At 70.5% G+C, this 19,518-nt stretch carries 23 protein-coding genes and 1 riboswitch; of the genes, 16 read left to right on the forward strand and 7 right to left on the reverse strand.

Going from position 1 to position 19,518, the window contains the following annotated elements; all coding sequences use genetic code 11:
* Positions 1-229: 229 nt before the first annotated feature.
* Complete coding sequence (locus tag CRP55_RS31320) at positions 230-1,090, reverse strand: septum formation family protein (protein WP_097324654.1); 861 nt, start codon at positions 1,088-1,090, stop codon at positions 230-232.
* Between the two features lie 92 nt (positions 1,091-1,182).
* Between CRP55_RS31320 and rpe the strand changes: the two genes are divergently transcribed.
* From rpe to ribH, 6 genes are all read left to right on the forward strand, one after another.
* Positions 1,183-1,851, forward strand: coding sequence for a ribulose-phosphate 3-epimerase (gene rpe, locus CRP55_RS31325; protein WP_097324657.1), 669 nt, complete (start codon positions 1,183-1,185; stop codon positions 1,849-1,851).
* On the forward strand, positions 1,848-2,864 hold the full coding sequence (locus CRP55_RS31330; RefSeq protein ID WP_097324660.1) for a GGDEF domain-containing response regulator: 1,017 nt from the start codon (positions 1,848-1,850) through the stop codon (positions 2,862-2,864). The genes rpe and CRP55_RS31330 overlap by 4 nt, the downstream gene beginning before the upstream one ends.
* A gap of 98 nt (positions 2,865-2,962) precedes the next feature.
* Positions 2,963-3,136: riboswitch (FMN riboswitch) on the forward strand.
* Positions 3,137-3,257: 121 nt separating this feature from the next.
* A complete protein-coding gene (gene ribD, locus CRP55_RS31335; RefSeq protein WP_097324663.1) occupies positions 3,258-4,319 on the forward strand; it encodes a bifunctional diaminohydroxyphosphoribosylaminopyrimidine deaminase/5-amino-6-(5-phosphoribosylamino)uracil reductase RibD in 1,062 nt (353 codons plus the stop codon).
* Positions 4,319-4,918: a riboflavin synthase gene (locus CRP55_RS31340; protein ID WP_097324667.1), complete on the forward strand. Its 600-nt coding sequence runs from the start codon at positions 4,319-4,321 to the stop codon at positions 4,916-4,918. The genes ribD and CRP55_RS31340 overlap by 1 nt, the downstream gene beginning before the upstream one ends.
* On the forward strand, positions 4,911-6,116 hold the full coding sequence (locus CRP55_RS31345; protein ID WP_097324670.1) for a bifunctional 3,4-dihydroxy-2-butanone-4-phosphate synthase/GTP cyclohydrolase II: 1,206 nt from the start codon (positions 4,911-4,913) through the stop codon (positions 6,114-6,116). The genes CRP55_RS31340 and CRP55_RS31345 overlap by 8 nt, the downstream gene beginning before the upstream one ends.
* A gap of 46 nt (positions 6,117-6,162) precedes the next feature.
* A complete protein-coding gene (gene ribH / locus CRP55_RS31350; RefSeq protein ID WP_097324673.1) occupies positions 6,163-6,639 on the forward strand; it encodes a 6,7-dimethyl-8-ribityllumazine synthase in 477 nt (158 codons plus the stop codon).
* Here ribH and CRP55_RS31355 read toward each other — a convergent pair.
* The 5 genes from CRP55_RS31355 to CRP55_RS31375 form a co-directional block, all read right to left on the reverse strand.
* The gene (locus tag CRP55_RS31355) at positions 6,636-7,022 is read right to left on the reverse strand and encodes a hypothetical protein (protein WP_097324677.1); all 387 of its coding nucleotides are present in this window, start codon (positions 7,020-7,022) and stop codon (positions 6,636-6,638) included. The two genes, ribH and CRP55_RS31355, sit on opposite strands and share 4 nt — an antisense overlap.
* On the reverse strand, positions 7,019-7,399 hold the full coding sequence (locus CRP55_RS31360) for a hypothetical protein (RefSeq protein WP_097324680.1): 381 nt from the start codon (positions 7,397-7,399) through the stop codon (positions 7,019-7,021). The genes CRP55_RS31355 and CRP55_RS31360 overlap by 4 nt, the downstream gene beginning before the upstream one ends.
* A 101-nt stretch (positions 7,400-7,500) precedes the next feature.
* Positions 7,501-8,241, reverse strand: coding sequence for an amino acid ABC transporter ATP-binding protein (locus tag CRP55_RS31365; protein WP_097324682.1), 741 nt, complete (start codon positions 8,239-8,241; stop codon positions 7,501-7,503).
* A 1-nt stretch (position 8,242) separates the two neighbouring features.
* On the reverse strand, positions 8,243-9,091 hold the full coding sequence (locus CRP55_RS31370) for an amino acid ABC transporter permease (protein WP_097324685.1): 849 nt from the start codon (positions 9,089-9,091) through the stop codon (positions 8,243-8,245).
* The gene (locus CRP55_RS31375) at positions 9,088-9,960 is read right to left on the reverse strand and encodes an ABC transporter substrate-binding protein (protein WP_097324687.1); all 873 of its coding nucleotides are present in this window, start codon (positions 9,958-9,960) and stop codon (positions 9,088-9,090) included. Before CRP55_RS31375 ends, CRP55_RS31370 begins: the two co-directional genes overlap by 4 nt.
* A 77-nt stretch (positions 9,961-10,037) precedes the next feature.
* On the opposite strand from CRP55_RS31375, the gene CRP55_RS31380 reads away from it, so the two are divergent.
* The 10 genes from CRP55_RS31380 to pheT all read left to right on the forward strand — a co-directional run bounded on the left by CRP55_RS31380 (position 10,038) and on the right by pheT (position 18,860).
* The gene (locus CRP55_RS31380; RefSeq protein ID WP_097324843.1) at positions 10,038-10,301 is read left to right on the forward strand and encodes a phosphoribosyl-ATP diphosphatase; all 264 of its coding nucleotides are present in this window, start codon (positions 10,038-10,040) and stop codon (positions 10,299-10,301) included.
* A 49-nt stretch (positions 10,302-10,350) separates the two neighbouring features.
* Positions 10,351-11,193, forward strand: a complete 843-nt coding sequence (gene hisG, locus CRP55_RS31385; protein WP_097324690.1) for an ATP phosphoribosyltransferase — start codon at positions 10,351-10,353, stop codon at positions 11,191-11,193.
* 10 nt (positions 11,194-11,203) lie between these two features.
* A complete protein-coding gene (locus CRP55_RS31390; RefSeq protein ID WP_438865828.1) occupies positions 11,204-11,653 on the forward strand; it encodes a PH domain-containing protein in 450 nt (149 codons plus the stop codon).
* Between the two features lie 328 nt (positions 11,654-11,981).
* Positions 11,982-12,608: a translation initiation factor IF-3 gene (infC, locus tag CRP55_RS31395; protein ID WP_097324695.1), complete on the forward strand. Its 627-nt coding sequence runs from the start codon at positions 11,982-11,984 to the stop codon at positions 12,606-12,608.
* 69 nt (positions 12,609-12,677) lie between these two features.
* Positions 12,678-12,872 (forward strand): 50S ribosomal protein L35, encoded by a 195-nt coding sequence (gene rpmI / locus CRP55_RS31400; protein ID WP_097324698.1) that lies wholly within the window; start codon positions 12,678-12,680, stop codon positions 12,870-12,872.
* Positions 12,873-12,909: 37 nt separating this feature from the next.
* On the forward strand, positions 12,910-13,302 hold the full coding sequence (rplT, locus tag CRP55_RS31405; protein ID WP_097324701.1) for a 50S ribosomal protein L20: 393 nt from the start codon (positions 12,910-12,912) through the stop codon (positions 13,300-13,302).
* A gap of 67 nt (positions 13,303-13,369) precedes the next feature.
* Entirely contained in the window at positions 13,370-14,146 is a 777-nt protein-coding gene (locus CRP55_RS31410; RefSeq protein WP_097324703.1) for a TrmH family RNA methyltransferase, read from the forward strand.
* On the forward strand, positions 14,146-15,147 hold the full coding sequence (locus CRP55_RS31415; RefSeq protein WP_097324705.1) for an alcohol dehydrogenase catalytic domain-containing protein: 1,002 nt from the start codon (positions 14,146-14,148) through the stop codon (positions 15,145-15,147). Before CRP55_RS31410 ends, CRP55_RS31415 begins: the two co-directional genes overlap by 1 nt.
* Before the next feature lie 169 nt (positions 15,148-15,316).
* A complete protein-coding gene (pheS, locus tag CRP55_RS31420) occupies positions 15,317-16,378 on the forward strand; it encodes a phenylalanine--tRNA ligase subunit alpha (protein ID WP_097324709.1) in 1,062 nt (353 codons plus the stop codon).
* 4 nt (positions 16,379-16,382) lie between these two features.
* Complete coding sequence (gene pheT, locus CRP55_RS31425) at positions 16,383-18,860, forward strand: phenylalanine--tRNA ligase subunit beta (RefSeq protein WP_097324712.1); 2,478 nt, start codon at positions 16,383-16,385, stop codon at positions 18,858-18,860.
* Here the strand turns inward: pheT and CRP55_RS31430 are convergent.
* Positions 18,841-19,488 carry a TetR/AcrR family transcriptional regulator gene (locus CRP55_RS31430; RefSeq protein ID WP_097324716.1) on the reverse strand — a complete coding sequence of 216 codons (648 nt, stop codon included), beginning with the start codon at positions 19,486-19,488 and terminating at the stop codon, positions 18,841-18,843. The two genes, pheT and CRP55_RS31430, sit on opposite strands and share 20 nt — an antisense overlap.
* Between the last annotated feature and the right edge of the window lie 30 nt (positions 19,489-19,518).

Below are 19,518 nucleotides of genomic sequence, written 5' to 3' on the forward strand. Positions count from 1 at the left end.
GCGCGTCTCGCGTGTAGTTGTGGTTGGCGCGGCAGGTGGCCAGGGGCCGGCCGCGGCCGTCAGCAAGAGCTCGGCGAGGCGATGACCTGGTGGGCGGCGGGGTCGGTGGTGGCCTCGGCCGTGCAGTGGCGCGAAAGTCGCCCTGCGGCCTGAAGCCGCTCGGAGGTCGCGCTGACGGAGCGGGTGGTCGTCGCTGCGGTCGGGTGGGCGCGGATGCGTATGTCTGCGGTTATCGGTAGACGTAGTGGATTTTGAGTTTTCTGGTGCCGGCGTCGCGGTAGGAGCCCGTCATCTTCTCGCCGTTGAGCCAGAGGAAGCAGCGGATGGCGTGGTCGCCCTGGCGCCAGGAGTCCTTGTCGGGTGGGAAGCCGAGCCAGCCGACGCGGTTTTTGATGGTGTTGTCGTTGGGGATGCCGGTGAACTTCGCGATCGCCGCGTTGCAGCCCTTTTCCATCTCGGCCGACGTGACCGCGGCGGCGGTGGGGCGCTTGCTCACGAAGAGGCCGGCGAACTCCGACGTGTGCTTCGCGGCGCAGGGCATCGTGCGCAGGCCGGTCACCTGATCGCCCTCGACGGCGGCGTCGGCGCAGGTCATCTTCAGCTTGCCGGCGCCTTTCAGGCCGTCGCGGACGCTTCCCGAGCGGCGGACCAGCGTGCCGTCCGACGGCGCCGTCTCGGCCAGGTCGCAGCGGACCCAGCGGGCGCCGCCCGACCAGGCGCTGTCGCTGGGCAGGACGGGCTGCAGGAGGAGCCAGCCGGTGCGCCAGTCGCCGCCGACGAAGCCCGCGGCACGCGACGAGCACTCCTGGAAGGCCCGCGCCTCCCGGGCGGCGCTGGACACCTCGCCCAGGTCGGCCACCGCGAACGTCTCGGCCAGGTGGGGGTCGTCGCAGGAGACCGGGTCGTAGTCGTCGATCGACGAGGTCTCGGCCAGGTCGGCGTGGCAGCCGGCCGTCGGGCGGAACTGCAGGGCGGCCGGCGGGGTGTGCCAACCGTCGGTGAGATCGCCGTCGACCCCCTGGGGAAGCTCGCCGCACCCGGCCAGGGCGAGCATCAAGGCGCCGGCCAGGACGGCCGCCCACCTTCGCATGGTCTGTCCCCCACTCTCGAATCAAGAGGGGTCACTCTATCGGTTGTCCACAGGCCGTGAAGACCGGTGGCCGGAGGCCATACACTTCAGCCGTGACACCATCGCCGATCATCGCCCCGAGCATTCTGGCCGCCGACTTCGCGCGTCTCGCCGACGAGGTGCGCGCGATCGAGGGCGCCGCCGACTGGGTGCACGTGGACGTCATGGACAACCATTTCGTGCCCAACCTGACGATCGGGTTGCCGGTGGTGCAGAGCCTGCGCAAGGCGACGGAGATCCCGTTCGACGTGCACCTGATGATCACCGACCCGGAGCGCTGGGCGCCGGGTTATGCCGAGGCCGGCGCCTACAACGTCACCTTCCACGCCGAGGCCTGCGAGGACCCGGTGCACCTGGCCAAGACGCTGCGCGCGGCCGGGGCCAAGGCGGGCCTGGCCATCGACCGGGACACGCCCGTCGAGCCCTATCTCGAGCTCCTTCCCTATGTGGACACCGTGCTGATCATGACGATCAAGGCCGGTTTCGGCGGGCAGAAATTCATGCCCGAGATGCTGGACAAGGTGCGTGACGTGCGGCGGCGCATCTCGGCGAAAGACCTTGATGTGCGCCTCGAGGTCGACGGTGGCATCGCGGCCGGCACCATCGAGCAGGCCGCCGAGGCGGGCGCCGACGCGTTCGTGGCCGGCACGGCGGTCTACGGGGCGGCCGACCCGGCCGAGGCCATCCGTAAGCTCCGTGCCCTCGCGGAAGGAGTCTCATGAGCACTGGGGTCATCCCCGACAAGCCCGACGAGCTCGGTCGCGAGCCCGATGACCGGCCCGACCTCATCCTGGTCGTCGACGACGACCAGGACATCGCGAGTTTCGTGGAGTTCAACCTCAAGGTCCACGGGTATGACGTGGTCCGCGCCCGCGACGGGCAGGAAGCGCTCGAGGTGATGGACTCCCAGCGGCCCGACCTGGCCGTGGTCGACTGGATGATGCCGCGCATGGACGGCGTCGAGCTGACCCGCCGGCTGCGCGCCGAGCCGCTCACCTCGGCCCTCCCGGTGATCATGTTGACCGCCAAGAGCATGACCGTCGACAAGGTGGTGGGCCTCACCGCCGGTGTCGACGACTACCTGGTCAAGCCGTTCGACACCGCCGAGCTGATCGCCCGCGTCTCCTCCACGCTGCGGCGCAACAAAGAGTTCCGCGAGGTGTCGCCGCTGACCGGCCTGCCCGGCAACGCCCGGGTCCGGCGCGAGATCGCCGACCGGATGAAGGCCGGCGGGGAGTATTCGGTCGGGTATATCGACGTCGACCGGTTCAAGAGCGTCAACGACGTGTACGGCTTCGACCGCGGCGACGAGTTCATCACCGAGCTCGCCCGCAGCCTGCACCGCGCCGTGGTCGCGGTCGGGCCGCCCTCGATCTTCCTGGGCCACATCGGCGGCGACGACTTCGTCTTCATCTGCCACCCCGACCAGGTGCTGCCGCTGACCAAGCGCACGGTCACCGACTTCGAGCAGTCGGCCGACCAGCTCTACGACCCGGAGGACGCGCGGCGTGGCTACATCGAGGTGCCCGACCGCCGCGGCAACAAGAACCGGGCCGCCCTGGTGACCCTGTCCATCGGCGTGGCCCAGGCGACGGTCGAGGGCCGCCGTTTCACCGATCCCCGCGTGGTGATCGCCGTGGCCTCCGAGATGAAAAAGGTCGCGAAATCCCAGCCCGGGTCGTATGTCGCTATCGACCGCCGCCGCGCCGAGTCCGAGGACGAGGGCGACGCTTAAAGGTGTTGCAACATGTTCGTCAAGCTGAGGACATGTGACATGTCTCGCCCGGGGTCGGCAAACACGATCGCGCGTGTAAAACTCGTGGGTGACCCACCACGCGCTGGCGGGACTCGGTGAAATTCCGAACCGGCGGTGATCCGGCCTTCTCAGGCCGGTAAGCCCGCGACCCGGACGTCGACACCACGACGGACGGTGGATCTGGTGAGAACCCGGAGCCGACGGTTGATCAGGGCAACCTGATCAGACAGTCCGGATGGGAGACAGCGCGCGGAATCGGACCCTGCCCTCGGCGGGGCCGGGGTGCGCGAAGCGTACCCTCGTGTCCGATTCCCGGCGTTTCCTCCCTCTTTCTCCAGCGCTTGGCTAGTAGCGCGCGAGAGGAAGACGCGGATGGTGACCGAGGACGAGGCGATGCGCCGCGCGATCGCGCTGGCCGCCAGGGGCCTCGGCACGACAAGCCCCAACCCGGTGGTCGGCTGCATCCTGCTCGACGCCGACGGCGAGATCGTCGGTGAGGGCTTCCACGCGTACGCCGGCGGGCCGCACGCCGAGATCGTGGCGCTGGCCCAGGCCGGCCAGCGGGCCCGCGGCGGCACCGCGGTCGTCACCCTCGAACCGTGCAACCACACCGGGCGCACCGGGCCGTGCAGCCAGGCGCTGATCGGTGCCGGCGTGCGCCGGGTGGTCATCGCCGTCGACGACCCGACACCGGTCGCGGCCGGCGGCGCGGTCACGCTGCGGGCGGCCGGCATTCACGTCGAGACGGGCATCCGCCGCCAGGAGGCCAGCCAGGGCAACATCGCCTGGCTGACCGCGGTGCGGCGCGGCCGGCCGTACGTGACCTGGAAGTTCGCCGCCACCCTGGATGGGCGCGCGGCGGCCGCCGACGGCACCAGCCAGTGGATCACCTCGCAGCCCGCCCGCACCGACGTGCACGCGCTGCGGGCGACGGTCGACGCGATCGTGGCCGGCGTCGGCACGGTCATCGCCGACGACCCGCATCTGACCGTCCGTGATCTGCGCGACGGCTCGCTCGCCATCAAGCAGCCCCTGCGTGTGGTTGTCGACTCGCACGGGCGTACACCCGAGAACGCGCGAGTGAACGACGCCGCCGCGCCCACCTGGGTCGTCACCAACCAGGAGGTGGGCGACGGGCCGGACGGGCGCGTCGACCTGAACGCCCTGCTCACCGCGCTGCACGGCCGGGGGATCCGGTCGGTGCTGCTGGAGGGCGGCCCGACGCTGGCCGGCGCCTTCCTCGCGGCCGGACTGGTCGACCAGGTCGTCGGTTACGTCGCGCCCAAGCTGCTCGGCGCGGGCAAGACGGCCCTGCTCGACGCGGGTGTCGCCACGATCGGCGACGCCATCGAACTCGATCTCACCGATATCGCGCAGATCGGTCCCGACCTGCGCTTCACCGCCACGCTTCGCGACAAAACCCTGGAGGGCTGATGTTCACCGGCATCGTCGAAGAACTGGGTGAGGTCGTCGGCCTCACGGACACCGGCGGCGACTCGGCCGTGCTCGCCGTGCGCGGGCCGCTGGTCACGTCGGACGCGCGGCACGGCGACTCGATCTCGGTCAACGGGGTCTGCCTCACCGTCATCGACAACGTGGACGGGGTGTTCACCGCCGACGTGATGGGCGAGACGCTGCGGCGCTCGTCGCTGGGCGCGCTGGAGGAGGGCAGCCCGGTCAACCTGGAGCGGGCGGCCGCGCTCGGCAGCCGCCTCGGCGGCCACCTGGTGCAGGGGCACGTGGACGGCGTCGCCACGATCGTCGCTCGCGAGCCGGGCGCGGACTGGGAGGTCGTGCGGTTCTCTCTGCCCGCGTCGCTCGCGCGCTACGTCGTGGAGAAGGGCTCGATCACCGTCGACGGGGTGTCGCTGACCGTCATGGCGGTGGACGACGAGACGTTCAGTGTCGGACTCATCCCCACCACCTCCAAGCTCACCGTGCTGGGCGGCAAGGACGTCGGCGACCCCGTGAACCTCGAGGTCGACGTGATCGCGAAGTACGTGGAGAAGATGATCGGGGCGCGCAATGTTTGAGGACATCGAAAGGGCGATCAAAGACATCGCCGCCGGTAAGGCCGTCATCGTCGTCGACGACGAGGACCGCGAGAACGAGGGCGACCTGATCTTCGCCGCCGAGAAGGCCACCCCCGAGCTGGTCGCCTTCATGGTCCGCTACACCTCGGGCTACATCTGCGTGCCGATCCCCGAGTCGGAGGCCGACCGCCTCGACCTGCCCCCTCAGTTCCACACCAACCAGGACGCCCGGGGTACGGCGTACGCGGTGACCGTCGACGCCCGCGAAGGCGTGGCCACGGGCATCTCGGCCGCCGACCGCGCGCACACGATCCGCCTGCTCGCGTCGGCCGAGACCCGGCCCACCGACCTCACCCGCCCCGGGCACGTGGTGCCGCTGCGGGCCCGCGCCGGCGGCGTGCTGCGCCGCCCCGGCCACACCGAGGCCTCGATCGATCTGGCCGAGATGGCCGGGCTGCGGCCGGCCGGCGTGCTCTGCGAGATGGTCAACGACGACGGCACCATGCAGCGCCGCCCCGACCTGGAGAAGTTCGCCGAGGAGCACGACCTGGCGCTGATCACGATCGCCGACCTGGTCGCCTACCGCAAGCACCGCGAGTCGCAGGTGCAGCGGGTCGTCGAGACCCGGCTGCCGACCGAGCACGGCGACTTCACGGCCGTCGGCTACCGCGCGCTGGTCGACAACGGCGAGCACGTGGCGCTGGTCTTCGGCGAGATCGGCGACGGCCAGGACGTGCTGGTGCGGGTGCACTCGGAGTGCCTGACCGGCGACGTCTTCGGCTCGAAGCGCTGCGACTGCGGCCCTCAGCTCGACGCGGCCCTGGAGAAGGTGGCGGCGGCCGGGCGCGGGGTGGTGCTCTACATGCGCGGGCACGAGGGCCGCGGGATCGGCCTGCTGCACAAGCTCCAGGCGTACCAGTTGCAGGACAAGGGCTTCGACACGGTCGACGCCAACCTGGAGCTGGGCCTTCCGGCCGACGCGCGTGATTACGGCACCGGGGCGCAGATCCTGTACGACCTGGGCGTGCGCTCGATGCGGCTGCTCACCAACAACCCGGCCAAGCGGGCCGGGCTCGAGGGGTACGGCCTGACCGTCACCGGCCGGGAGGAGCTGCCCGTGCGGCTGCACCCGGAGAACGTGCACTACCTGCGCACGAAGCGGGACCGGATGGGGCACCTGTTCGAGGCGTTGGGCTGACTCCTAAGTTTTATGGCGCGATACTGTCCGATAAAGGGGGACTTACATGGCCGGCTTCGGTGATCCGCACCTGCAGACCGTCGACGCGAAGGGGCTGCGCCTCGGCATCGTCGGCTCCCGCTGGCACGCCGACCTGATCGATCACATGATCGAGCGGGCCAAGGCGGCGGCCGAGGCGTGCGGCGTCGAGGACATCGTGGTGCACCGGGTGGCGGGCTCGGTCGAGCTGCCGGTCGTCGCTCAGGCCCTGGCCCGCCAGTGCGACGCGGTGGTCGCCCTCGGCGTCGTCATCAAGGGCGAGACCGACCACTTCAAATACGTCAACGACTCGGTGACCGCCGGTCTGACCAGGATCGCCCTGGACGAGGCGACCCCGGTCGGCCACGGCGTGCTGACCGTGCACAGCCTGGGCCAGGCCCGCGACCGGGCCGGCCTGGAGGACTCGGTCGAGGACAAGGGCTGGGCCACCGCGGTGGCCGTGCTCGACGCGGCCCTCGTCCTGCGGGAGCTGTCGAAGCCCTAGGGCGTCTTGGTGACCCGGATCGTCTGGTTGAGCGGGGTGCTGAAGCACCCCCGCTCATCGCAGGCGACCACCTGCATGGCCAGGGTCGCCCGGCCCCGCTCGAAGGGCGCGCCGGTGACGTCCGCGGTGACCCGCTGGGTGTAGAGCAGCCCCGTTCCCGAGCAGGTCAGGGCGGTCACGGCGGTGCCCCGGGCCGGGAGCCCGTCAGAGGGGCGGGCCTGGGCCACGCTCACGGTGGCCGTGCCGGTGAAGCCTTCGGGGCATGCGACGCCGAACGCCACGTCGACCGCCGCGCCCTTCGCGGCGATGGTCGTCCACAGCACATCGATCGTGGCGGCCGGCGGGGCCAGGAGCAGCGCCGCCGCGAGCACCGGGGCGATCACTTCGTGATCCGGATGGTCTCGTCGAACGGGATGACCTCGCAGCCGGCCGCGTCGCAGACCGTTCGCACCGTACGGGCGGTGGCGGGCCCCCGGACGAAGAGCGCGCCGGCCGAATCGCGGTCGACCCGCAGGACGAGTTCCTGGGCGGCGCCGGTGCAGTCGGCCTTCTTGCGGTGGGTGCCCTGGGCGATCGCGGTGCCGTTGACGGCGGTGAGGGTCACCTCGACCCGGATCGTGGCGCCGGCCGGGCACGTGGCCGACAGGGTGACCCGCACCCGTTCACCGCCGAGGCGGAGCTCGGCGGCGTCGACTCTCGTGGTGGAAGCGGCCGATGGCGCTGTCAGGAGCGCGGCCAGAACAGCGGAGACAGGGTGCATGGCGGTCCTTCCCCGTGGGCAGGGGCCGCCGTCCCCGTATCAGGCGGTTCACCCCCGTGCCCGCCGTCACACCCTGTCATTGCGTGACTACGGTCGTCAATCTACAGGCGGCCGGCCTCGATGATGCGGGCCAGGAACTGGCGGGTGCGGGGCTCCACCGGCTCGCCCAGGACCTGGGCCGGTGGGCCTTCCTCCAGCACCTTGCCCTTGTCGAGGAAGGCCACGCGGTCGGCCACCTGCCGGGCGAAGCCCATCTCGTGGGTGGCCAGCACCATGGTCATGCCGTCGCCCTTGAGGTCGCGGATCATGGTGAGCACCTCGCCGACCAGTTCGGGGTCGAGGGCCGAGGTGACCTCGTCCAGCAGCAGTAGCCGCGGGTTGTTGACCAGGGCGCGCACGATCGCCACGCGCTGCTGCTGGCCGCCGGAGAGCCGGTCCGGATAGGCGCCGGCCTTGTCGGCCAGCCCGACCCGCTTCAGCCACTCGTGTGCCTGCTCGCGCGCCTCGGCCACCGGCCTCTTGTGCACGCGCACCGGGGCCAGCGTGATGTTGTCGAGCACGGTCATGTGCGGGAACAGGTTGTACGACTGGAAGACCAGGCCGATCTTCTGCCGTACGGCATCGGGGTTGATCCGGGGGTCGGTGATGTCCTCGCCGTCGAGACGGATCGTGCCGTCGTCGATCTCGGCCAGCAGGTTGACGCAGCGCAGCAGTGTCGACTTGCCCGAGCCGGAGGCGCCGATCAGCGCGACCACCTCGTGCTCGCCGACGTCGAGGGTGAGCCCGTCGAGCACGACGTTGGCCCCGAACGTCTTCCGGACGTCCTGGCAGGAGAGCACCATCTCAGGTCCCCGCGTTCTGGCGTCGGGCGGCGCGCAGCGTCACGAAGTCGGTGACCCCGATCAACGGCAACGCCAAAAGGACGAAGAGCACACCCGCGACGACGTACGGGGTGAAGTTCGCGTCCGAGGCGACGCCGATCTGCGCCGCCCTGATCGCGTCGATCGGGCCGGCCAGCGAGATCAACCCGACGTCCTTCTGCATGGCCACGGTGTCGTTGAGCAGCGGCGGCGCCGACCGCCGGACGGCCTGGGGCAGCACCACGTGGCGCATCGCCTGGCGGTAGCTGAGCCCGAGCGACCGGGCCGCGGCGACCTGGCTCGGATGCACCGACTCGATGCCGGAGCGGATCACCTCGGCCAGGTAGGCGCCGTAGGTGATCACGAGGGCCGCGCCGCCGAGCACGGTCACGCTGGGCGTGCCCTGAAGGCGCAGGCCCGGGATGCCGAAGGCGAACAGGTAGATCACGATGATCAGCGGCAGGCCGCGGAACGAGTACGTGTACGCCGTGGCGAGCGCGCGGACCGGGAAGAAGACGGGTCCCCGCAGCGTGCGCAGGATGGCGATCACCAGGCCGAGCGCGAGGGCGCACACGGCGCAGACCACGAAGAGCCGGATGTTGAGCCACAGGCCCTCGAGGATCGCCGGCAGGTACTCGCGGGCGACGTCGGGGTCGAAGAACGACTGCTTGACCCGGTCCCAGCCGGGCGCCCCGGTGACCAGCACGACCAGAACGGCGCCGATCACCGCCGTCGAGAGCGCGGCGAGCAGCACGGACCGGATGGCTTGCTTGCGTCGGTAAGCGATCCGGCCGCGCTGAATCTCGCTTGGTTGGTGGAGCTGGACCGTCACGACAGTTCTTTTGCTCCACCGGAGTCGGCCAGCCAGGTCTTCTCAAGCACGGCGAGGGTGCCGTCCTGGCGCAGCTGGTCGACCGCCTGGCTGACGCAGCTGGTCAGCACCGAGTCCTTGTCGAGCACCAGCCCGAACTGCTCCGGCGTGCCGACCTGCGGCAGCTGGCCGACGATGACGCCGTTGTCGAGCTCGGCCGAGGTCATGTAGAACGCGGTCGGCAGGTCGACCACGATGCCGTCGACGGTGCCGTTGACCAGGGCCGCCTTGGCGTCGTCGTTGTTGTTGAAGACCGACGGCTTGGCGCTCGGCTTGATCAGGTCGGTGATCGCCTGGTAGCTGGTCGTGCCGACCTGGGCGCCGAGCTTCGCGCCCTTGAGGTCGGCGATCGAGGCGGCCGAGGCGATCTTCGAGCCCTTGGTGGTGATCACCGTCTGGCGCACGAGGTAGTACGGCGACGAGAAGTCGACCGCGTTACGCCGTTCGGGTGTGATCGAGAACTCGTTGATGTCGAAGTCGAACGCCTTCGGGCCCGGGGCGATGGCGTTGTTGAACGTCACAGAGGTCCAGATCACGTTGTCCTGCGTGTACCCGAGGCGCTGAGCGACCTGGTACGCCACGGCCGATTCGAACCCTTTGCCGTTCTTGGGGTCGTTGTCGGAGAACCACGGCTCGTACGCGGGGTTGTCGGTGCCGATCGTCAGCTTGCCAGCCGTCTTGGTGGTGAGCGCGCCAGCAGGGCAAACGTTCCCCGAGGACGACGCGGACGCGGTGGGGGACGAGTTTTCGTCGGCGGGAGCGCAGCCCGCCAGGGCGGCGACCAGCAGCGCGGCGCCGCCGACCGAGGTGAAGGTGTTTCGGCTGACCATGTCCGGCAGCCTAGGCCACGTCTCACCTGCTGGGGCCGTTCGTCGCCATCCCGTGACGAGTTGGCAAAATGCTCGGCGTGAAGACGTTCGAAGAGCTGTTCGCCGAGCTTCAGGCGAAAGCGGTGGCCAAGCCCGAGGGGTCGTCCACCGTCGCCGCCCTGGAGCGCGGAGTCCACTTCATCGGGAAGAAGGTCGTCGAGGAGGCGGCCGAGTCCTGGATGGCCGCCGAGCACGAGGGCCCCGAGCGGGCCGCCGAGGAGATCTCCCAACTGCTCTACCAAGCCCAGGTCCTGATGATCGCCACTGGTCTCAAGCTCGAGGATGTCTACCGACATCTGTGACGTGCCGCCCCGATGAGTTCCCCCATCGATCAAGAGGAGCACGTCCACCATGCTGCGCATCGCCGTACCCAACAAGGGGACCCTGTCCCAGCCCGCGTCGCAGATGCTGCGTGACGCCGGCTACCGCCAGCGCACCGACCCCAAGGACCTCGCCTGCCGCGACGAGGCCAACCACGTCGAGTTCTTCTACCTGCGGCCCCGCGACATCGCCACGTACGTCGGCTCGGGCGACCTCGATCTCGGCATCACCGGCCGCGACCTGCTGGTCGACTCGGGTGTCCCGGCCAGCGAGGTGCTCGACCTGAACTTCGGCGGGGCCACGTTCCGCTGGGCCGCCCCGGCCGACAGCGACATCACGGCCGACGCGATCGGCGGCCGGCGCATCGCCACGGCGTACCCCGGTGTCGTCGAGCGTTATCTGGCCGAGCGGGAGCTCAAGGCCGACGTCGTGCGGCTCGACGGCGCGGTGGAAAATGCGGTCCGCCTCGGCGTGGCCGACCTGATCGCCGACGTGGTCGAGACCGGTGCCACGCTGCGCCAGGCCGGGCTGGTCACCTTCGGCGAGCCGCTGCTGCGCTCGTCGGCCATCCTGATCGGCCGGCCCGACGAGGAGGCCGCGGGCGCCGCTCAGCTGGTCCGCCGGCTCCAGGGCGTCCTGGTCGCCCGGAGTTACGTGATGCTGGCGTACGACGTACGGGCCGATCTGCTCGACGAGGCGACCGGGCTGACCCCGGGCTTCGAGTCGCCCACGGTCTCGCCGCTGCACCGCGAGGGCTGGGTCGCCGTGCAGGCGATGGTGCCGCGCCGCGACGTCCACCGGATCATGGACGAGCTGTACGAACTGGGCGCCCGGGCCATCCTCGTCACCGATATCGCGAATTGCAGGCTGTAAATTGACTGTTGTGGACGCAAAGCCGGTGGTTTACCGGCCCCTCAAAATTCGCTGGGTGGCTGTGCCGCTCGCCGTGGGTGTGGCGCTGCTGTTCACCGTGCTGAGCTTCGGCCTGCACGGGTCGGCCGGCTTCGACAACTCCGGCACGTTCCAGCGCGGCGACCAGGCCGCCATGATCGGCCTCGGGATCCTGATCGGCCTCGGCGTCCTGGCCTTCTGCCGGCCCAAGGTGACGGCCGACGCCGACCACATCAAGATCCGCAACGTGGTCGGCGGCTACGACCTGCCGTGGTCGGTGGTGCGCAAGGTGCGCTTCGACCGCAACTCGCCCTGGGCCCAGCTGGAGCTGCACGACGAGGAGCAGATCTCGATCCACGCGCTCCAGGCGGCCGACAAGGACTACGCGGTCGAGGGCGTGCGCACCCTGCGCGCCCTGCATGCGGCCTCCGTCGAGGCCTGACCTTCAGCACCTGATAGACTTCACGGCAGTCGACCACGCCCACACGAAAGTGGGGGCGCGAAAGAGGAGCCCGCCGGCTCCCACCCGCAGTCCTCGATTCATTCGGAGGGCCGGGTCCGGTCACCTGCGACGGGAATATTCTCGTCGCGGGGTGCGTCCTCCTGGACGCCGATGACCGGTCGAGCGGGCCCCGGCATGCGCTTTTGCAAGAAAGCGCGAGCGGGGCCTTCTGCTTTCCCGGCGCCCGGTAACCGAGGGTGCGGGGCCGACCGACATTGGCAATGATCTCCCGCGCCTGCGGGGGTGATCCACGTTCTGAGGAGGCCCCATCAGCGTCGAACCACGCGTTAACGAACAGATCCGGGCTCGTGAGGTCCGACTGGTCGGCCCCGAGGGTGAGCAGGTGGGTATCGTCCCGCTCGAGCGCGCTCTCCAGCTGGCCGCGGACGTCGATCTGGACCTGGTCGAGGTTGCTCCGATGGCGCGGCCGCCGGTGTGCAAGCTCATGGACTTCGGCAAGTTCAAGTACGAGAGCGCACTGAAGGCACGCGAAGCGCGGCGCAACCAGCAGCAGACCGTCATCAAGGAAATGAAGCTCCGTCCGAAGATCGACCCGCACGACTACGAGACCAAAAAGGGTCACGTGGTGCGGTTCCTCAAGGCGGGCGACAAGGTCAAGGTGACGATCATGTTCCGCGGTCGCGAGCAGAGTCGCCCGGAGCTGGGTTTCCGGCTCCTGCGCCGGCTCAGCGAAGAGATCTCGGAGCTGGGTTTTGTCGAGGCCAGTCCGAAGCAGGACGGCCGAAACATGATCATGGTGCTGGCTCCGCATCGGGCCACGAAGGCCGCCGCCGTCGCGGCCAACGTCGCCGCCGCCAAGCCCGGCCGTGAGCCGCGCGAGGGCGAGGGTGAGGCCGTCGCACCGGACGCGCCCGCCGAAACCACCGCAGAGTAGACAGCTTTTCCGTGCGACGTGGGGCCGATCGGCCCCTCGCTCGCATGGAAAGATCAGAAAGAGGCTCAAGTGCCTAAGTTCAAGCCGCACACCGGCACGGGCAAGCGGGTGAAGGTCACCGGCAAGGGCAAGCTCCGCACGGAGCAGGCCGGTAAGCGCCACCTGCTCGAGGGCAAGTCCTCGCACGTCACGCGCCGTATGACGGGCACCACCGCCGTCGCCAAGGCGGACATCCCGCGAGTGAAGAAGCTGCTCGGCCGCTGACGCGCGCCACACACGTTCCCCTGTTAGGAGTACTGAAATGGCACGCGTCAAGCGGGCAGTCAACGCCCAGAAGAAGCGTCGCACGTTGCTGGAGACCGCCAGCGGATATCGCGGTCAGCGCTCCCGCCTTTACCGCAAGGCCAAGGAGCAGGTGCTGCACTCGATGCAGTACTCGTACCGCGACCGCCGTGACCGCAAGGGCGACTTCCGCCAGCTGTGGATCACGCGCATCAACGCGGGTGCTCGGGCCAACGGCCTGACCTACAACCGCCTCATCCAGGGCCTCAAGCTGGCCGGCGTCGAGGTGGACCGCAAGATCCTGGCCGACCTCGCGGTGAACGACGCCGCCGCCTTCGCGGCGATCGTCGAGGTCGCGCGGGCCGCCGTGGCGGCCGAGGGCACCGGCGGCGCCGCCGCGCAGGCTGCCTGATTTCGAAGAACCATTCAGGGCGTCTCCCGTACGAACGGGAGGCGCCCTGCTTCGTGGGAGAGCCCCGATGACATTCACGTCCCGTACGCCCAGGGTTGTCGCCGCCCGTAAGTTGCAGCGCCGCAAGGATCGCGACCAGGCCGGCCGATTCCTCGCCGAAGGACCGCAGGCGGTCCGGGAGGCGCTCGCCGCGGGGGTCGTCCTCGAGCTCTTCGGCACCGGCGACGGCCTGTCCCGGCACGCCGAGCTGGCGGCCGAGGCGCCGGTCGTCTCGCCGATCGACGACGACGGGCTGGCCTCCCTCGCCGAGACGGTCAACCCGCAGGGCCTGGTCGCGGTCTGCGAGCAGGTGGACGTGCCGATCCACGAGGCGCTGGCCAAGCAGCCGCGGCTGGTCGCGGTGGTCGCCGAGATCCGCGACCCGGGCAACGCGGGCACGATCCTGCGCACCGCGGACGCGGCCGGAGCGGAAGCGGTGATCTTCGCCGGGGACGCGGTCGACCCGTACAACGGCAAATGCGTCCGCGCCTCGGCCGGATCGTTGTTTCATGTAGATGTGGTCCGTGCCCCGCTCGACGTCGTTCCCGAGTTGACAGCCGCCGGTCTCCAGGTGCTCGCCACCAGCGGATACGGCGCCGACGACCTGGACTCCCTGGCCGATGACGGCGTGCTGGCCGCGCCGACCGCCTGGATGTTCGGGTCGGAGGCGCACGGCCTGCCGGCCTCCGTGTTGGAGGAGGCCGACCGCCGGGTCCGGGTGCCGATCTACGGCGGCGCCGAGAGCCTGAACCTGGCCGCGGCCGCCGCCGTCTGCCTGTACGCGTCGGCCCGGGCCCAGCGCTGATGCGCGCCATCGTCTACGACGCCGTCGGCGCGACGCCGCATGTGGCCGACGTGCCCGAGCCGGACTGCCCGCCCGACGGCGCGGTCGTCGACGTGCGGGCCACCGGCATCTGCCGCTCCGACTGGCACGCCTGGCGCGGGCACGACCCGGTTCCGCTGCCGCACACCCCGGGCCATGAGTTCGCCGGCGTCGTCTCGGCGGTCGGGCCGCACGTCAAGGGCTTCGCCGTCGGCGACCGGGTGACCGCGCCCTTCGTCAACGGGTGCGGGTGGTGCCCGTTCTGTCTCGCGGGCCGGGCGCAGATCTGCCCCAACCAGACCCAGCCCGGCTTCACCCACCCCGGGTCGTACGCCGAGAAGGTCCAGGTGCGGGCGGCCGACACCAACCTCGTACGGCTGCCGGACGCTGTTGATTTTGTACCGGCGGCGGCCCTGGGGTGTCGGTTCGCCACCGCCTTCCGGGCGCTGACCGGGCACGGGCCGGTGGCCGACGACGCCGTGGTCGCCGTCTACGGCTGCGGAGGCGTCGGGCTCTCGGCGGTGATGATCGCGGCGGCGCTGAAGCTGCGGGTGCTCGCCCTCGACCCCTCGCCGGCGGCGACCGCGATGGCGGCCTCCCTCGGCGCGGTCGTCGTCCCGTCCGTGGTCGGCGAGGCCGACATCGCCATCGACGCCTACGGCTCGGCCGAGACGGCCGAGGCTTCGGTGCGGAGTCTGCGGCGCGGCGGACGGCACGTCCAGGTCGGCCTGATGCTCGGCGTCGCCGCGCGGGCGCCGCTGCCCTGGGACCTGGTCGTCTCACAGGAGCTGGAGATCGTCGGCTCGCACGGGATGGCCGCCGTCGACTATCCGCCGATGCTCGATCTCGTGGCCCGCGGGCGGCTCGATCCGGGCCGTCTGGTCTCCTCCGTCGTCGATCTCTCGGAAGCCGGTGCGGCGCTGACCGCGATGGACTCGCCGATCCCGGACCACGCGGGCATCACGGTCGCTGTCCCGTCGTGACGACCGGTATGCTGGGCCACGTGCCAGGACTGATGATGCTGTTTAGCCGGCCCGCTGGTCGCGGGCGCTAGACACTCCTGGGCGTCTTCCCTGACCGGCGGGCTGCGGCTGAGCCGTGCCTCCGTACACTGCCCGATGGCTCATCAGGTGTTAGGGGAGTAGCCCGACCATGTCCTATCGCAACGATCCGTACGACCCGAAGCAGGCCGCCCTGCTCGACCCGGCCGCCCTCGAGGCCGCCGTGGACGAGGCGCGCCAGGCCTTCGACGCCGCCGGCGACCTCGACGCCCTGGCCGCGCTGAAGCCCCTGCACCTGGGCGACCGCTCGCCGGTCTCGCTGGCCCGCCGGGAGATCGGCTCGCTGCCGCCGGCCGCCAAGTCCGACGCCGGCAAGCGCGTCAACCTGGCCCGCCAGTCCGTGCAGGGCGCCTACGACTCCCGGCAGGCCGAGCTCGAGCTCGACCGCGCGGCCAAGGTCCTGGTGCAGGAGCGGGTCGACGTCACCCTGCCGTGGGACCGCGCCCCGCGCGGCGCCCGCCACCCGCTGACCACGCTGATGGAGCACATGGGCGACCTGTTCGCCGGCATGGGCTACGACATCGTGGAGGGTCCCGAGCTGGAGCTCGAGTGGGCCAACTTCGACGCGCTGAACATCGGGCCCGACAACCCGGTCCGCGGCGCCATGGACACGTTCTACGTGGACCTGCCCGGCCTGGTCATGCGCACGCACACGTCGCCCGGCCAGGTCCGCTCGATGATCACCAAGCAGCCGCCGATCTACGTGGTCAGCCCCGGCCGCGCCTACCGCTCGGACGAGCTGGACGCGACCCACAGCCCGGTCTTCCACCAGATCGAGGGCCTGGTCGTCGACGAGGGCATCACCATGGCCCACCTGCGCGGCACCCTCGACCACTTCGCCAAGGCGATGTTCGGCGCCTCGGCGCGCACCCGCTGGCGGCCCCACTACTTCCCGTTCACCGAGCCCAGCGCCGAGTTCGACGTGTGGTTCGAGCAGCACCGCGACGGCCCGCGCTGGGTCGAGTGGGGCGGCTGCGGCATGGTCAACCCGCGCGTGCTGACCGCCTGCGGCATCGACCCTGACCGTTACTCGGGCTTCGCCTTCGGCATGGGCGTCGAGCGCACCCTGATGTTCCGCAACGGGGTCAGCGACATGCGCGACATGGTCGAGGGCGACATCCGCTTCACCACGAACTTCGGAATGGAGGTCTGACGCGATGAAGACCACGCTTTCGTGGCTGCGCGAGTACGTCGAGCTGCCCGCGGACCTCACCGCCGATCAGCTGGACTCCGCCCTGACCAACCTGGGCATGGAGGTCGAGTCGATCGTCGACCAGTCCGCCACGATCAAGGGTGACCTGGTCGTCGGGCGGGTGCTGACGATCGAGGAGCTGACCGGCTTCAAGAAGCCGATCCGGTTCACCACGGTGGACGTCGGCCGCGACGCTCCCCAGGAGATCGTCTGCGGGGCGAGGAACTTCGCCGAGGGCGACCTGGTGGTCGTGATCCTGCCCGGTGGCGAGCTGCCGGGTGGCTTCAAGATCGGTGCGCGCAAGACGTACGGGCGCAACTCGAACGGCATGATCTGCTCCGCGGCCGAGCTCGGGCTCAGCGGCGACCACTCGGGCATCATCGTGCTGCCGGCCGGCTCGGCGGCGCCGGGCACCGACGCGCGCGGGGCCGTGGGTCTCGACGACGTCGTGGTCGAGGTCGAGATCACCCCGGATCGTGGCTACGAGATGAGCCTGCGGGGGCTGGCACGTGAGCTTTCGTATGCGTTCTCGGCCGCGTACACGGATCCGGCTGCCATTGATTTCGCCGCGGCCACTTCGGCCTCGCCTTTCCCGGTCACCGTGGAGGACACCGTCGGCTGCGACCGGTTCTCGGCGCGCGTGGTGCGGGGGATCGACCCGAGCGCGCAGTCGCCCGACTGGATGCAGAAGCGGCTGGTCGCGGCCGGCATCCGGGCGATCTCGCTGCCGGTCGACATCACGAACTACCTGATGCTCGAGCTCGGGCAGCCGATGCACGTCTTCGACCTCAACCGGCTCAACGGCGGCCTCGTCGTGCGCCGGGCCCGGGCCGGGGAGAAGCTGACCACCCTGGACGGCGTGGCCCGCGTGCTCGACGCCGAAGACATGGTCATCTGCGACGACACCGGCCCGATCTCGCTGGCCGCGGTCATGGGCGGCGAGACCAGCGAGTGGCAGCCGGACACGGTGGACGTGCTGCTCGAGGCGGCGCACTGGGATCCGGTGATGGTCGGGCGTACGGCCCGCCGGCACAAGCTGTTCAGCGAGGCGGCCAAGCGGTGGGAGCGTGGGGTCGACCCGCAGCTGACTTTGGTCGCTTTGGAACGAGCCGTGCAGATCTTGACCTCGCAGGCCGGCGGAACCGTTGACGACGCGGTGCTCGACATCGACCACGTCGTCGCGCCTTCCACCATCGCTGTGGATGCGGATCTGCCGGCACAGCGCATCGGCCTCGCGTATTCCTCCTCGGACGTCGTGAAGCTGCTGTCCCAGGTCGGCTGCCAGGTGCGCGAGAGTGTGCCGCTCGAGGTCACGCCGCCGTCGTGGCGTCCCGACCTGCTCACGCCGATCGACCTGGTGGAGGAGGTGGCCCGCCTCGGCGGGTACAACGACATCCCCAGCATCCTGCCGCCGGCCCGTGGCGGCTCCGGCATCACGCCGGCCCAGCGCCGTCGCCGCACGGTGGGCCGGGCGCTGGCCGAGAACGGCTACGTCGAGGTGCTGTCGTACCCGTTCGTGGCGCCGTCGGCCGCCGACCAGCTCGGCTACCCGGCCGACGACCCGCGGCGCAGCGCGGTCCGGCTGACCAACCCGCTGTCCGAGCAGGAGCCGCTGCTGCGCACGTCGCTGCTGCCCACGCTGCTGGCGACGCTCAAGCGCAACCTGGGCCGCGGCCACCGCGACCTGGCGATCTTCGAGACCGGCCTGGTCTTCCTCCCGACGCTCGCGGTCACCGCGCCGCCGGCGATGGGCGTCGACCGCAAGCCGACCGACGAGGAGTGGAAGGCCGCCAACGCGATCGTCCCGCACCAGCCGTGGCACCTGGCCGCGGCCGTGACCGGCGACATCGCCCCCGCCGGGTGGTGGGGCGCGGGCCGCGAGGCCACGTGGGCCGACGCGATCGAGGCGGCGCGGGTCGCGCTGTCGGCGGCCGGCATCACCGCCGGCCGGGTGACGGTGGCGGCGGCCGAGCTGGCGCCGTGGCACCCGGGCCGTTGCGCGGCGATCAGCGTGGACGGTGAGGTCGTGGGCCACGCGGGCGAGCTCCACCCGGCGGTCGTGTCGGCGCTGGAGCTGCCGAAGCGTACGAGCGTGATGGAACTCGACCTCGACGCCGTGCCCGCGGCGCCGGTCACGCAGGCGAAGAAGATCTCGTCGTTCCCGCCGGCGCTGATCGACGTGGCGCTGGTCGTCGACGCCGGCACCCCGGCCGCCGCGGTCTCGTCCGTGCTGGAACAGGGCGCGGGGGAGCTGCTGGAGTCGGTCGCGCTCTTCGACCTGTACGAGTCGGACCAGCTCGGCGAGGGCAAGAAGTCCCTGGCCTACAAGCTGACCTTCCGGGCCCCCGACCGCACGCTGACCTCGGAGGAGACCCTGGCCGCGCGCGACGCCGCCGTGGCCGCCGCGGCGTCACGTTTCGGGGCTACCCTGCGGGGCGCCTGACGTCCTGTTCCCCGGAGCGGTGGTGACACTCTCCGGGGAACACCCGCCGCAGCTCATCGGCGATCGTCTCGCGGGCGGCGATCGCCGACGGCTCGGTGTAGGCGTGCAGCCGTAGACCCTCGGTGAGGGCCAGAAGGCGTACGGCGGCCGCGGTCTCATCGGTCTCCTCGGGCACCTCGCCGCACTCCTTGCCGTTCTGCACGGCCTGCGTGATCGTGCCGCGGATGTGGGAGTTGCTGCGGCCCAGCGCCCCGGCCAGCTTCGGGTTGTCCACCGTGCGGCCGGTGAAGGCCAGCTCCACCCGGCACTCCCGGCGTCTCCTTTCGTCCAGGGGCATCAGTCGCGTCAGCGCGTTCAGCAGGATCTCCTCGATGCGCGCGCCTTCTTGGTCGGCTCTTTTCGCCTCGTCCTGGATCTGCTGCTCGAGGCGCTCACGCGCAGTCGTGAAGGCATGAAGCAACATTTCATCTTTTGTCCGAAAATAATGCTGCACTAAGCCTACCGAGATGCCGGCGGTGGCGGCGGTCCGCGCCACGGTGACGGCGTCGAAGCCCTCGGTCGCCACGATCTCCTCGACGGCCTCGGCGACCTGACGGCGGCGAGCTTCATGATCAGCGGTCCTGGCCATTGCATAACCATATCGGCATACGGTTTACTG

The organism is Paractinoplanes atraurantiacus (assembly GCF_900215205.1).
GTDB lineage: Bacteria > Actinomycetota > Actinomycetes > Mycobacteriales > Micromonosporaceae > Actinoplanes > Actinoplanes atraurantiacus.